This is a genomic window from Nocardia sp. NPDC051911, assembly GCF_040681035.1.
Classification (GTDB): domain Bacteria; phylum Actinomycetota; class Actinomycetes; order Mycobacteriales; family Mycobacteriaceae; genus Nocardia; species Nocardia sichangensis.
Window position 1 is genome coordinate 172,522 of sequence record NZ_JBFAXY010000010.1, and the last position, 14,904, is coordinate 187,425.

The 14,904-nt window shown below is 69.5% G+C and carries 9 protein-coding genes; 8 read left to right on the plus strand and 1 reads right to left on the minus strand.

Features of this window, described 5'->3' with window-relative positions:
• The first annotated feature begins 423 nt into the window (after positions 1-423).
• From AB0L97_RS15175 to AB0L97_RS15205, 7 genes are read left to right on the plus strand one after another with little or no spacing between them, the layout of a single operon-like run.
• The gene (locus AB0L97_RS15175) at positions 424-6,747 is read left to right on the plus strand and encodes an SDR family NAD(P)-dependent oxidoreductase (protein ID WP_364429446.1); all 6,324 of its coding nucleotides are present in this window, start codon (positions 424-426) and stop codon (positions 6,745-6,747) included.
• Entirely contained in the window at positions 6,744-8,162 is a 1,419-nt protein-coding gene (locus AB0L97_RS15180) for an aminotransferase class I/II-fold pyridoxal phosphate-dependent enzyme (RefSeq protein WP_364429449.1), read from the plus strand. The genes AB0L97_RS15175 and AB0L97_RS15180 overlap by 4 nt, the downstream gene beginning before the upstream one ends.
• Positions 8,159-10,171, plus strand: coding sequence for a CRTAC1 family protein (locus tag AB0L97_RS15185; protein ID WP_356961060.1), 2,013 nt, complete (start codon positions 8,159-8,161; stop codon positions 10,169-10,171). Before AB0L97_RS15180 ends, AB0L97_RS15185 begins: the two co-directional genes overlap by 4 nt.
• A complete protein-coding gene (locus AB0L97_RS15190) occupies positions 10,168-11,358 on the plus strand; it encodes an enediyne biosynthesis protein (RefSeq protein ID WP_355077732.1) in 1,191 nt (396 codons plus the stop codon). The genes AB0L97_RS15185 and AB0L97_RS15190 overlap by 4 nt, the downstream gene beginning before the upstream one ends.
• Positions 11,355-11,849, plus strand: a complete 495-nt coding sequence (locus tag AB0L97_RS15195; protein WP_355077734.1) for a flavin reductase family protein — start codon at positions 11,355-11,357, stop codon at positions 11,847-11,849. The genes AB0L97_RS15190 and AB0L97_RS15195 overlap by 4 nt, the downstream gene beginning before the upstream one ends.
• 34 nt (positions 11,850-11,883) lie before the next feature.
• The gene (locus AB0L97_RS15200; RefSeq protein ID WP_364429455.1) at positions 11,884-12,846 is read left to right on the plus strand and encodes a DUF1702 family protein; all 963 of its coding nucleotides are present in this window, start codon (positions 11,884-11,886) and stop codon (positions 12,844-12,846) included.
• Between the two features lie 9 nt (positions 12,847-12,855).
• Complete coding sequence (locus AB0L97_RS15205) at positions 12,856-13,659, plus strand: SDR family oxidoreductase (protein WP_364429458.1); 804 nt, start codon at positions 12,856-12,858, stop codon at positions 13,657-13,659.
• Positions 13,660-13,724: 65 nt separating this feature from the next.
• Here the strand turns inward: AB0L97_RS15205 and AB0L97_RS15210 are convergent, their stop codons facing one another.
• On the minus strand, positions 13,725-14,162 hold the full coding sequence (locus AB0L97_RS15210) for a hypothetical protein (RefSeq protein ID WP_364429461.1): 438 nt from the start codon (positions 14,160-14,162) through the stop codon (positions 13,725-13,727).
• A 99-nt stretch (positions 14,163-14,261) separates the two neighbouring features.
• On the opposite strand from AB0L97_RS15210, the gene AB0L97_RS15215 reads away from it, so the two are divergent.
• Entirely contained in the window at positions 14,262-14,831 is a 570-nt protein-coding gene (locus AB0L97_RS15215) for a WHG domain-containing protein (protein WP_355077742.1), read from the plus strand.
• Positions 14,832-14,904: the final 73 nt, after the last annotated feature.

Consider the following 14,904-nt stretch of genomic DNA (forward strand, 5'->3'; position numbering starts at 1 on the left):
GAGCCATCGTAGCCACGAATGGACCGCGCGCTCAACATCTTCCGGCACTCCGGAGCCGGACGGTACGGAATAACATCGGAATAACGATGTAATTCACACCCGTTCCACCGCTCGATAACTCTGTAATAACGCCGGAATAATCCCGTCATACCCCCTCTGAACTGCGTTGATGACGAATTCGGCATTACTTGCCCAGCAATGGTTTTCGGTAACCGCCCGCACGATTCCGTATTGACCTTCGCGAATCGCCGCTCCTACCATGGGTGGACACTGACCTCCTACCGCGGAACCACTTCACCGCCGGACGACGCCATGGCCGAACAGGTTTACCGGCGCCGCGATTCCGGCTGTCTCCACGCTGATTCGACGACGCCGACGTGAAACCGTCTGCGTTTCCGAATGCCCGAGCATCAGGGGATTTTCATGCCCAATGTAGCAATTGTCGGTATCGGCTGCCGTTTTCCGGGCGGCATCGACGGACCGGACACTTTCTGGGATCTCGTCGTGCACAAGGGCGACGGGATCGTGGAAGTACCGGCGGACCGCTGGAACCTCGCGAAGTTCTACGACCCGGACCCGGACGCCCCGGGGCGGATGTACACCAGGCATGGTGGATTCCTGACCCAGTCGCTGTGGGACTTCGACGCCGAGTTCTTCGGCATCTCCCAGCGTGAGGCGTCGATCATGGATCCGCAGCAGCGGCTGCTGCTCGAGGTCGCCTGGGAGGCGCTCGACGACGCGGGGATGGCGGGCCGGGTCGGCGGCCGCGAGGTCGGCGTGTTCGTCGGCGGCTTCATGAACGACAACGCGCTGGTGCGCAGCGGCTCGGTGGCCAGGGCCTCGATCAACAGCCACAGCCCGACCAGCTCGTCACACACGCTGCTGTCGGCCCGCATCGCGTTCCTGCTGGATCTGCTCGGGCCCACCATGACCATCGACACCGCCTGCTCCTCCTCCTTGGTCGCGCTGCACCAGGCGGTGCTGGCGCTGGAGTCGGGCGAGTGCGAGACGGCGATCGTCGGCGGCGCCAACGCGATGCTGCGACCCGAGGCGTTCATCTCCATGTGCAAGGGCCGGTTCCTCGCGGTCGACGGCCGGTGCAAGTCCTTCGACGCGGCCGCCGACGGCTACGGGCGCGGTGAGGGCGCCGGCGCCGTGGTGCTGAAGACGCTCGACGCGGCGGTCCGCGACCGCGACCGGATCTACGCGGTGGTGCGCGGCAGCGGCGTGAACCAGGACGGCCGCACACTGGCCATCCCGGTGCCCAACCCGGCCGCGCAGGAGGCGCTGGCCCGGCGGGTGCACCGGCTGGCGGGCATCGACGCGCACGACGTCCGCTATGTGGAGGCGCACGGCACCGGCACGCCCGTCGGCGACCCGCTCGAATTGGCCGCGCTCGGCGCGGTGTACGGCGCGGTCGAGGGCCGCGACGAACCGCTGCCGGTCGGCTCGGTGAAGAACAACATCGGCCACACCGAGGCCGCCGCGGGCGTCGCGGGCCTCATCAAGGCCGCGCTGACGCTGCACCACGGCGTCATCGCACCGCAACTGCGGCTGGACAACCCGAACCCGGAGATCCGGTTCGACGAACTGCGAGTGCGCATTCCGCTGGAGACCGAACCGCTGCCCAACGACGACGGCCGGGCCGCGGTGGCGGTCAACAGCTTCGGCTACGGCGGCACCAACGCCCATGCGATCCTCACCCGTGCGCCGGAAGCGCCCGCGCAGGAGCGGAAGCGCGGGCCGATCACGGTGCTGCCGCTGTCGGCCCGCAACGAGACCGCGTTGCGCACGATGGCCACCCAGGTGCACGACCTGACCGAGACCATCCCCGCGGACGCGGTGACCGAGGCGGCGTGGACGCAGCGGGCGCACCATCCGATCCGCGCGGCGTTCGCCTACCGCGACACCGACGATCTCCGCGCGCAGCTGGCCGATTTCGCCGCGGGCGCGAGCAAGTCACCCGTCCGCGCGCTCACCGACGGCTCCACCCAGCCGGTGTTCGTCTTCAGCGGCATGGGCCCGCAGTGGTGGGGCATGGCCCGTGGCCTGCTCGAGGCCGGCGGGCATTTCGCCGCCGCCGCGCGATCGATCGACGAAATCTTCCAGGACATCGCGGGCTGGTCGATCGTCGAGGAACTGCTGCGCCCCGAGGCGGAGTCGCAGATCACCAGAACCGCGTACGCGCAGCCGGCGAACTTCCTGGTCCAGGCCGCGCTCCTGGCCGAATTCGCCGAACTCGGCATCCACCCCGCCGCGGTGGTCGGCCACAGCGTCGGCGAAGTGGCCTCGGCCTACGCCTCGGGCTCGCTGTCGCTGCACGACGCGCTGCTGGTGAGCTATCACCGCGCCCGATTGCAGGCCACCACCGCGGGCACCGGCGGCATGCTCGCCGTCGGCCTGTCGGAAGACCAACTGCGCGAGCGTCTCGCGGGCGTTGCGGGCGTCTGCGTCGCGGCGATCAACAGCCACTCCGCGGCGACACTGTCCGGCGACTCGGCCGAATTGGACCGTATTCGGGAGGAACTCACCGCCGAAGGCGTCTTCGCCAGGACGCTGCGCGTCGAGGTGCCCTACCACAGCCACCTGATGGACCCCATCCTCGGCGAACTCACCACCGTGCTCGCCGGACTCGCGCCGCGACCCGCGCGGGTGCCGATCTGGTCCACCGTCACCGGCGGGGAACTGTCCGGCCCCGACTGGGACGCCGAGTACTGGTGCCGCAACGTGCGCGAGCCGGTGCGGTTCGGCGCGGCCGTGGACAGCCTGCTCGACGCAGGCCACCGGGTCTTCCTCGAGGTGGGACCGCACCCGGTGCTCAGCGGCAACATCAAGGAGGCGTTCGTGCGCCGCGGCCTGGACGGCGCGGCGATCAGCACGCTGTCCCGCAACGCCGACGACCGCGACAACCTGCTGCGCGCGGTCGGCGAGCTGTACCAGACGGGTGGCTTGGACACGGCGCACGCACCGGGCGCGACGGAAACGCCTGTGGCGCATCTGGATCTGCCTCGCTACCCGTGGCAACGCCGCACGCTGTGGACCGAGGACCCGGCGATCGAGGCGGACCGCGTCGGCGCGGTCGACGGCTACGTCATGCTCGGCCAGCGCACCGCGGCGTCCGCGCCGGAGTGGGAAGTCGAGTTGTCGGTGGCCGCGCTGCCGTGGCTGCCCGATCACGTGGTGGACGGTTCCGTCGTGCTGCCGGGCGCGGCCTATCTGGACGCCGCGCTCAGCGCCGTCGCGGTGCGGACCGGTCGCGCCTGCTTCGGGCTGGAGTCGGTCCAGTTCGTCGCGCCGCTGGTGATCGGCCGGCACGACGTGCCGGTATTGCGTCTCACCGTCGAGGAGACCACCCACAGGTTCACCCTGCGTTCGCGCGCCGCCACCGCGACCACCTGGACCGTCAACGCGTACGGCAGGCTGATCGAGGCGGACGTCGACGCGCGCTCCGTCGACCTCACCCCGGCGGCCGACGCGGTGGAGGTGTCCGCGGCGACGCTCTACGACGGCCTGGCCGCGCACGGCCTCGCCTACGGACCGAGCTTCCGGCTGATCACCGCCGCCAGCGTGGGTTCCGACTCCGTGCTGGCCCGGCTGGATCTCACGCCGCTGGCCGGGAGCGCGCCGAGCCTGCCGCATCTGGCCCATCCCGCGGCGGTCGACGCCGCGCTGCAATGTTTCGCGGCGCTGTACGCGCAGACCGCGCACGGCGCGAGCGTCGTGGTGCCGTCCTCGGTCGCCGGGGTCCGCTGGACCGGCCCGCTGCCCGAGCAGGCCGTCGTGCTCGTCCGCCGCGTTGACGGCGACCCGCTGTGCGCGGACATCACCGTCGCTTCGCCGGAAGGTGCCGTGGCACTGCATCTTTCAGGTGTTCGATTTGCCGCCCTCGGGGGCGATCCGGATCTGCACGAGCAGCTCGAGGGGCTGTTCTACGAGCCGGTGTGGTCCATCGTCGACGACACAGCGACCGCCGACGAACCCGCGGACGGGGAGGAGTTCCTGCTCGTGGTCAGCCTGGGCAGCACCGTCTCCCAGCGCGCGAAGGAGATCGCCAGCGCGCGAGCGTCGGCGGAGATCCTGACCCTGGAACCGGAGGAGGCCGACGCCTCCGATCGTGTCCTCGCCGCCCTGCGCGCCGCGCAGGAGCGGCCCGGCGTGACGCGCGGTCGCCTCGTCGTGGTGTCCGGCGCCGAACTGGACGCGGTGCCCAACGCCTACGGGCTCGCCCAGGTCGCCAAAGCGGTCGGCGAACTGGTGGTCGGCGAGGAGGACGACGACGCCCCGGCGACCGAGGTGCGCGCGGTGGTGGTCACCGAGCAGGCGTTCTGCCTGCCGGTCGACGCCTTCGCCCATCCCGCGCAGGCCGCGCTCACCGGCGCCCGGCGCACGCTGCGCAACGAGCAGCCCGCGGTGCAGTGGCGACTGGTCGACACCGAATCCACTACGCGCGCCGCGGACATCCTGGAGCAGGTGTTCGGCGACGGACGAGCCGACGAGGTCGCCTTGCGGGCGGGCGCGTGCTGGGCGCTGCATCTGCGCAAGTCCCTGCGCGACCATCTGGCGGTCTGGGACGAGGCCGCGCCGCTGACCGACCCGGAAACCTCTTTCCGCCTGGAGGTTCCGCGCTCCCGATTGCTGTCGGACCTGGCGTGGCGCGCGGTCGATCGCGTGCCGCCGGGGCCGGGCGAGGTCGAGATCCGGATGGACGCGGTGGGCCTGAACTACAAGGACGCGCTCAAGGTGCTCGGTGTGCTCACCGAAAAGGAGCTGGCCGGCACGTATTTCGGCACCGACCTGGGTATGGACGGTTTCGGCGTGGTCGAGCGCGTCGGCCCGGGAGTGACCGAGGTCGCCGTCGGGGACGAGATGTCGGTGTGTGCCAGGGACCTGGTTCGCAGGTACGTCACCCTCCGGCCCGACGAGGGCGCCACGATGCCACTCGACTACCCGGACACCGAGCTCGACCCGTGCCACTCCAGCTCGGTACTGCCCTTCCTCACCGCCGAATTCGCCTTCGGCGAGCTCGCGCACCTGCGACCGGGTGAGACGGTGCTGATCCACGGCGCGGCGGGCGGCATGGGCATGGCCGCGGTCCAAGTGGCGGTGCGCCTCGGTGCGCGGGTGATCGCGACGGCGGGCTCGGAAGAGCGCCGAGCGGTGGCCGCGGCGGCGGGGGCGCACGAGGTGGTCAACTCGCGTTCGATCAGCTTCGTCGACGACGTACTCGGCCTGACCGCGGGACGTGGCGTCGACGTAATCTACAACTCCTCCCCCGGCGAGATCCTTCAGCAGAACCTGCGGGCGGCCGCCGAGTTCGGGCGGATCATCGAGATCGGCAAGGCCGACATCTACGGCGGCGGCGCGATCGACCTGCGCCCCTTCGACCGGAACCTGTCGTTCTTCGCCGTGGACATGGACCGCGCCCTGGCCGTGCGCCCCGAACTGGTCCGCCGCGCGGCGCGCCGGGCGATGGACGCGCTGAACGACGGCACCTACGAGTACCTGCCGTACACCGCGTTCCCGCTCACGTCGACCGCCGAGGCGTTCGAGACCGTGGTGCGGTCCAAGCAGATCGGCCGGGTCGTGCTCGATCTGCGGGAGCCGGAACCGACCGTGCTGGCCAAGCGGCCGAGTCTGCCGATCGACCCCGCGGCCAGCTACCTGGTGACCGGCGGCTTCGGCGCGTTCGGCCTGGCCACCGCGCGCTGGCTGGTGCGGATCGGCGCGCGGCGCGTGGTGCTGGCCGGACGCAGCGGCGCGACCGGTGACGCGGCCCGCGCCGCGGTCGCCGAGCTCACCGCCACGGGCGTGGAGGTCGTCGAGGAGCGTCTCGACATGGCCGACTACGACGCCGTCGCCGCGCTGGTCGAACGCATTCAGGCCAGTGGACATCCCCTGCGCGGGGTGTTCCACGCGGCCGGCGTGGTGAACAACCTCGAGGTCCCGCAGATCACCGCCGAGTCGCTGGCGGAGATCTTCGGGCCCAAGGTCGCCGGTGCGGTCAACCTGGACACCGCCGTCACCGCCGCCGACATCGACCTCGACATGTTCGTGCTGTTCTCCTCGGCGAGCAGCATCGTCGGCATCTCGCCCCAATTCGGCTACGCGGCAGCGAATTCCGTGTTGGACATGATCGCGTCCGCCCGCCGGGCCCGCGGCGCCGCCGCACTCGCGGTGAACTGGGGCTTCATGAGCGGTGGCGGCGGCATGGCCGATTACGAGGCGGTCAGCCGATATGCGGAGATGACCGGTTACCGCTCGGTGGACATGGACGTGGCCACCGATCTGCTGGGCGAATGCCTGCGGCTGAACCTGCCGCAGATCGTGCTGTTCGACGTGGACTGGAGTCAGTGGGCGCTGGCGCATCGCCCGTCCACCCGCACACCGCGTTTCGCCGACCAGGTGGCGGCCGCGGGCGGCGGGGCGTCGGGCGCGGGCGCGCTGCGGGCGGAGATCCTTCAACTGGGGGTGGAGCAGCGCGGCGAGGTGGTGGCCTACCTGCTCGCCGAGCAGCTGGCCGCGGTGCTCGGCGTCGACGCCGAGACGATCGATCTGAACACCCCGCTGCCCGAGCTCGGCATGGATTCGCTGATGGGCATGGAGTTCGGCGCCCGCGTGGTGCAAGTGCTCGGCACCCAGCTGTCGGTGCTCGCCGTGATCGGACTGACGTTGCGCGGGCTCGGCGCGCGAATTGCCGAGCAGATTGTCCAGGAAGAAGAGCGCGCGGCGAGGAGCGAGGACGAATGACCGGCAACAACAGGGAACTGGCCCGCGCACTGCTGGCCAGGCACGCCAACGGCGAGAACACCGCCCCGGCGACCGGCAACGGCGCGCGTGCCGCGGACGGCCCCGCCGTCCCTACCGCGGCGACCGGCAACAGCGCGTCGCGCGGAGTCGCGCACACGTCGTTCCGTGACCACCCCGGCGTGCTCGAGGCCGCGCAGCGGTTCGGGCGGTTCGACGCCTGGGTCAACGAGGTCGGTCTGGTCAACCCGTACTACCTGCCGCACGAGGGCATCAGCGGCGCGGTGACCCGGATGGCCGATCGGGACGTGGTGAACTTCAGCAGCTTCGGCTACCTGGACCTGGCCGCCGACCCCCGGGTACGACAGGCCGCCAAGGACGCGATCGATCAGTACGGCACCTCCGCCGCCGCGGTCCGGATCGTGGCGGGCGAGCTGCCGATCTATCGCGAGCTGGAAGCCGAGATCGCGCGCATCTACGACACCGAGGCGGCGCTGGTGACCGCGAGCGGCTACCTCACCAACGCCGCCGCGGTCGGATTCCTGCTCGGCAAGCGTGATCTCGCGGTCTGTGACGCGCTGATCCACCACAGCGTGGTCTCCGGCACGGAGTGGTCGCGCTGCAAGCGAGTTTCCTTCCGGCACAACGATCCGGAATCGCTCGAGACGATCCTCAAGATGTCGCGGCGCAGCTTCGACCGGGCCATGGTGATCATCGAGGGCCTCTACAGCATGGACGGCGACGTGGTGCGGTTGCCCGAGATCATCGAGGTGGCCCGGCGCTACGACTGCTCGATCATGATCGACGAGGCGCATTCGTTCGGCACCCTCGGCGCCACCGGGCACGGTGTGCGCGAGCTGTTCGACCTGCCCGGCGACGCCGTGGACGTCTGGATGGGCACGCTGTCCAAAGCGCTCGGCAGCGTCGGCGGCTACCTCGCGGGCAACCGGGAACTGGTCGACGGATTCAAGTACGTCGCGGGCGGTTTGAGCATGTACACCGCCGCCCCGGCCCCGTCGGCGATCGGCGCCGCCTTGGCCGGGCTCGGGGTCCTGCGCGACGAGCCGGAACGCGTGACGCGGCTGCGGCACAACAGCGAGTACTTCCACCGCCGCGCCAAGGACTACGGCTTCGACATCGGCACGTCGAAGGGTTCGCCGATCATCCCCGTGATGACCGGCGCCGACGAACCGGCCGTGCTGGCGGCATTGGCCATGCTGCAACGCGACTTCAGCGTGAACGCCATCACCCACCCGGTCGTCCCGGCGGGAGAGGCCAGGCTGCGGTTCTTCATCAACTGCAGGCACACCGAGCAGCAAATGGACCAGGCGCTGGCCACGCTGCGCGAGGTGCTCGACGGACTCGCGGACACCGCGGGACAGCAATTCACACTCGCCCATGAGGAGCAGCACTCGTGAAAATTCCCATCAATCGATCCCTCCTCCGAAAGGCGGTGGTGCCCGGGGTGGCGCTGCTGCTGATGGGCTCGCTGTTCATTCCCGCACGGTCGGCGCTGCTGCCCACCTACGACGAGGCGGGCGGCCCCATCGCGAGCAAGTTCGACTTCACCGCGATGCCGATCGCGCTGCCAAAGGGCCTGCCGACCGACCGCAAGATCCGCGAGCTGCGCGAGCCGTACAAGCACCTGTCGGCCTGGATCTCCTCGGTCGGCGCGGCCATCGCGATGAACGACTTCGACGGCAACCGGCTTGCCGACGACCTGTGCGTGGTCGACCCCCGCTCCGACACGGCCTTCATCACGCCGACGCCGGACAGCAACACCGCCCGGTACGAGCCCTTCGTGCTCGATCCGCGGCCGCTGCCCGCCGACTCCTCCACGGTTCCGTCCGGCTGCATCCCGGGCGACTTCAACGGTGACGGCCGCATGGACGCACTGGTGTCGTACTACGGCCGCACGCCGATCCTGTACCTGCAGCGCGCCAACGCGACCCACCTGGACGCCAAGGCGTTCCGCCCGGTCGACATCGTGCCGTCCCCGAACACCCCGGACGGGCACTACGAGGGCCAGCGCTGGATCACCGCGGCGGTCTCGGTGTCCGACTTCGACGGTGACGGCAAGCCGGACATCTACCTGGGCCAGTACTTCAACGACATGGACGTGCTCTCCAAGGACGGCCAGCTCGCGCTGTGGATGACCGACTCGCTGTCCAACGCGCGCAACGGCGGCAAGGATCGCATCTTCACCCTCGCCTCCGCCAAATCGGGTGACGAGCCGACCGCCGAATACCGCGAGGTGGCCAACCCGTTCCCGATCGGCATGGACACCGGATGGGCGCTGGCCGCCGCCGCGGCCGACCTGAACGGCGATCAGCTTCCCGAGCTGTACGTGGCCAACGACTTCGGGCGCGACCGCCTGTTCGTCAACAAGTCCACACCGGGCCAGATCCGCTTCGGCTACGCCGAGGGCGAACGCGGCATCACCGAGCCGAAGTCCTATGTGATGGGCCATGATTCGGACAAGGGCATGGCGGCCGACTTCGGCGACCTGAACGGCGACGGCATGCCCGACCTGTTCGTCAGCAACATCGCCGTGCGCTTCGCGCTCATGGAAGGCCACTTCGCGTTCTACAACACGGCCAAAGACACCGCCGACGCGGCACGTCAACTGGCCGAGGGCATCGCGCCGTTCAAGAACCGCGCCACGGACGTCGGGCTGGCCTGGGAGACCTGGGGCTGGGACGCCAAGATCGATGACTTCGACAACGACGGCCGCAACGAACTGATCCAGGCGACCGGCATGATCAAGGGTGAGACCAACCGGTGGCCGCAGATCCAGGAACTCGGCACCATGAACGACGACCTGACCAGGTACCCCTGGGCCTGGCCGATCATCAGCTCGGACGCCGATCTGGCGGGCAGCAATCCGGTCGGCTTCTTCAGCCGCGGTGACGACGGCAAGTTCGCCAACCTCACCCACGCGCTCGGCATGGACACCCCGGTGCCCTCGCGCGGCATCGCGGTCGGCGACACCTCCGGCAACGGCGCGCTCAGCTTCGCCGTCGCCCGCCAGTGGGGCGACCCGACCTTCTACCACAACAACAAGGCGAAGGGCGGCCAGTTCCTCGGCCTGAAGCTGTTCAAGCAGGCTTGGGAGGGCAACGCGGCCACGACCACCGTCGCCGGTCTGCCCCCGCAGGGCGTTCCGGCGGTGGACGCCCAGGTCGAGGTCCGCACCCCGGACGGCCGGTTGCTCACCAGCCACCTCGACGGCGGCAGCGGGCACACCGGCAAGCGGGCCACCGAGGTGCACATCGGCCTCGGCGAGGTCGATCCGGCCGCTCCGTTGAACGTCACGCTCCGCTGGCGGGAGACCAACGGCACCCCGCACGATCAATCCCTCCAGCTCGCGCCGGGCTGGCACACCGTGAACCTCGCCTCGGACGCGCAGGAGGTCAAGCAGCGATGAGCGACAACGACAACAAGGATCCGGGCGAGGCGAAAGCCGCCTCGAACGGTCATCACGAAACATCGGCGGCCAACGGCAACGGCGCGGCCAACGGCAACGGCGCCGCTCCCGAAAGCAACGGCACGGCCGCACCGACGACCACCGCCGAACGCATCTCGTCGATGCAGCGCTCGGGCACCGAATTCGCCAAGGAATGGATGGAAAAGCCCGCGGCGACGAAGGATCCGCGCTACCTGGCGCTGCGCAACTTCGCCATCTCGATCACGATCTTCAACCTGATCGGGTTCCCGCTGCTCGGCTTCGAGCAGCCGTTCCTCTGGCCGTTCATCGCACTGGCCACCGCCTACACCACCGAAATCGGGCTGGAGGTCCTGGCGGCCTGGGCGTACAAGCGTGCGCCCGCCTTCCGCGGCCGCGGACCGCGTGGGTTGTTCGAATTCCTGTTGCCCGCGCACATCACCGGCTTGGCGTTCAACTTCCTGACCTTCGCGCACGACAAGCTGTGGCCGGTGATCTTCGGCATCGTGGTCGCGGTCGGCACGAAGTGGGTGCTGCGCGCCAAGATCAACGGCAAGATGCGCCACTTCATGAACCCGTCGAACTTCGGTGTCGTGGTGTGCTTCCTGGTGTTCCCGATGATCGCGGTCGCACCGCCGTACCACTTCACCGAATACATCACCGGACCGGCGGACGCGCTCATCGTGCTCGGCCTGCTCACGACCGGCACCATGCTCAACGCCAAGCTGACGCTGAAGATGCCGCTGATCATGGCGTGGGTGGGCGCGTTCGCGCTGCAGGCCATCGTGCGCGGGCTCATCGAACCGAACATCTCGATCCTGGCCGGCCTGAGCATGATGACCGGTCTGGCGTTCGTCCTGTTCACCAACTACATGGTCACCGACCCGGGCACCACCCCGTCGGGCAAGAAGCAGCAGATCATGTTCGGCGCCTCGGTCGGCATCATGTACGGCGTGGTCACCGCGCTGCACATCTCCTACGGGTTGTTCATCGCGCTGGTCATCGTCTGCGGCGCGCGCGGCGTCTACTGGTGGGTGCGCGGCATCGCCGAATGGTGGCGGCAACGGGGCGCCGCGCCGGAAGCGGCGGAGCAGCCCGTGGTGGCCGACGACCTGGAGGCCGACATCGCGGGTGAACCCGAACCGGAGAAGGAGGCCGCCCGCTCATGACCGACCGCGCCGAGCTGCGCCGCGTGCTCGGCGCGTTCACCACCGGTGTCACCGTGGTCACCACCGGGTGGCCACGGCCGCACGGCATGACCGCCAACGCGTTCACGTCCGTCTCGCTGGATCCCCCGCTGATCCTGGTGTGCGTCGCCCATACGGCGCGCCTGCACCGGGCGATCCACGAGGCGGGCGCGTTCGCCGTTTCGGTGCTTTCCGCGGACCAGGAGCCGGTGGCCCGGTATTTCGCCGACTCGGCGCGCCCCGACGGCAGCGCGCAATTCGACCAGGTCGAGTGGTTCCCCGGACCGCACACCGCGGCGCCGATGCTGGCGCACGCGGCCGCGGGCTTGGAGTGCAAGCTCGACGCCGTATTCGACAGCGGCGACCACAGCATCGTCGTCGGCGAGGTCGTACACGCCGAACGCGACGCCGAACTGGCCGCCACGGGAACGCTGACCTTCTTCGACGGCGGCTTCCGTCGCTTGATCCTGTGACGATCCCCCACTCCTCCGACGATTGGAGAACCCCATGCCCTCGCCGTTGGGTCCGCTGCGCGCGGCCCTGTTCGTCCCCAGTCCGGCCAGTGTCCGCCAGGTGCTCAGCGGGTTCGAGCAGCCCGACCAGCACACCGCGCTCGAACTCGAGCAGGTGACGATGCATTTGGTCGGCGGCATCGACTCCGCGGTCCGCAGCTCCGACAACGACGAGCTGATCGCCACCCTCTTGCGGGTGCCGCCGAAGTACCGCGGGTTCGCCTACGAGGGCGCGGCAGTCGGCCTCACCGCTGTCGACTCGCTCTCGCCCGGCCGGCGCGCCGCCGACCTGATCGACGGCCCGGCCAGCGAATACGCGCTGACCATGTACGTCGGCGTCGGCCTCGCCATGGCGAAGATCCCGAAGTTCCGGTGGAAGAAGCTGTTCCCGCAGCACCCGCTGTTCCGCTGGCTCGCCATCGACGGCTACGGCTTCTACAAGGCGTTCTTCCAGATGCAGCGCTACGTGCGGGACAAGCACGTCGAGACCCGCTACCCCGGCTGGCTCGGCGACCGCGACAACCTGAAGCGCATCGCGGACCAGGGCATGGGCCGCGCGCTGTGGTTCATCGGCGGCGGCAGCCCGGCCGGTGTCGTGCGGCTGATCGGCGAGTTCGAGCCGAACCGGCACGCCGATCTGTGGAGCGGCGTCGGCATCGCCGTCACCTTCGCGGGCGGCGTGGAATCGGCTGCGATGGAGGAACTCTGGGACGTGGCCGGCGAGTTCCGGCCGCAGCTGTCGCTGGGCTCGGCCATGGTCGCCCGCATCCGGCAGCAGACCAACAGCGTCAACGAGCACAGCGAAGCGGCGGCGCAGGTCTTCTGCGGGACCACCGTGGCGAAGACCGACGCGCTGATCGAGAGTTCGCTCGATGATCTGCCCGACGACGGCAGCTCCGCCACCTATCTGCTGTGGCGGGACCGGATCGCCGACATCGTCACCGCCAGTCGAGCCTGAGTCGCCGCGATGGCACGGGTCAAGGACTGGGTCGGCAAGCACGTCATCGTCACCGGAGGATCGGAAGGGATCGGCGCCGCGGTGGCGGAGGCCTTCGCGGGGCGTGGGGCGCAGGTCTCGCTCATCGCGCGGCGGAAGCTTCCGCTGCGCGACACCGCGAAACGACTGGGCGCGGACTGGGCCGCCGCGGACGTCACGAGCGCGGAGCAACTCGCCTCGGCCATCACGGAACTGGAGCAGCGCAACGGACCGTGCGAGGTCATCGCCTGCTGCGCCGGTCTCGCGCTGCCCGGGCGGTTCCTCGAAGTGCGGCCCGACGAGTTCGAGGCGCAGATGTCGGCGAACTATCTCGGTGCGGTGCACGCGGTGCGGCGGGTGCTGCCCGGCATGGTGGAGCGGTCCAGGGGAAAGATCCTGTTGGTCAGCTCCACGTCGGCGTTTCTCGGCATCACCGGGTATACCGCCTACGGACCGACCAAGGCGAGCATCCGGCAGCTGGCGTTGTGCCTGCGCTACGAAGTGGAGCCGAAAGGCGTGGACGTCACGGTGATCTATCCGGCCGACACCGACACACCGGGGCTGGCCATGGAGAACAACCGTAAGCCGGTCGAGACCAAGGCGATCACCGGGTCGATCGAGCCGATGCCTGCCGAGCGCGTCGCCGAGGCCGCCGTACGCGGCCTGGAACGCGGCCGCCACCACATCGCGCTCGACCCGCTCACGCGGTTCTTCCTGGCCTGGGCGAACCTGCCCGAGGACATCGCGCGGCCGTTCATGCGCCGCACCATAGCCAAGGCATTGCGGGGCAGCTGAACGCCGACCCGGCAAAGGCCCGCTCACCCATCGATTGCGATGCGTGAGCGGGCCTTTCGCCGTTCTCAGCCGACGATTATGACCACGCAGGCCGCGATGAACAGGACCTGAACCAGCGCCCGCAGCGGCAGCGGCATGGTCTTGATGCCCAGTTCGGCGCGGGCGGCGCGGACGTTCGCCGGGAACAGCGCCACCAGCAGCGCGATCAGGCAGGCCGCGGCCAGGTCGGCGGTCGCGGGAATGAGGACGCCGACCGCACCCGCCAGTTCCAGCACACCGGTCGACGTCACCAGCGCCGGGGCGTTCGGCAGCCGGGGCGGCACCATGGCGACCAGAGCGTCGCGGCGCGGCTGGAGGAAGTGCGCGCTCGATGTGAGCGCGAGCATCGCGGCCAGCCCGAGCGCGGTCGCGTGCGCCCACGAATCGAGCCAGCCGTTGCCGGTGAGCCAGCCGATGAGCCGGGCGAGTGCGGTGACGGCGACGAGGACGACCAGCGGTGCCATCGGGATCTCCTGTGGATCGAAGAGCAAATCTTGACAGTGGAAAGATACGGCTGCGGTCATGAACTTGTCAATGTCTAGATGATGGGTCACCATCGAGGTATGGCGAAGGACGGTTATCACCACGGAGATCTCCGCGCGGCACTGCTCACCGCCGCCGCCGAACGGATCGCCGCCGACGGCGTCGACGCGCTCTCCCTGCGCAACCTGGCCCGGCACGCGGGCGTCTCGCACGCCGCGCCCGCCCACCACTTCGGTGATCGAGCAGGACTGCTCACCGCGTTGGCCACCGAGGGATTCGAACTGCTGGCCGAACAGCTCGCGCAGGCCGGTTCGGACTTTCGCGAGGTCGCGGTGGCCTACATTCGCTTCGCGCGCGAGCATCCGGGACACTTCGACGTGATGTTCCGGCACAGCCTTCTCCACGCGGAGAACGAGACTCTGCGCGCCGCGCGAGAACGATCCGGGTCGGCGCTGCGCTCCGGCGTTTCGAGCATCCAGCCGAGCCACAGTCAGGACCGTCAGTTGTCGACCCGACTCGCCGCGTGGTCGCTGGTGCACGGCTTCGCTTCGCTGTGGCGCGAAGGCGCACTGCATAATTCAGCACTGGCCACCGACTCCGATCCAGAGATCCTGGCCCGCAAGATGCTGTCCACCATCCATTTCGACTGACCGCAAACCGGCTTGCGCCGAGCCGCCATCGTGCTATCCAGAGACCCGGAAGGAGCAGGCGGCCACACCCCCG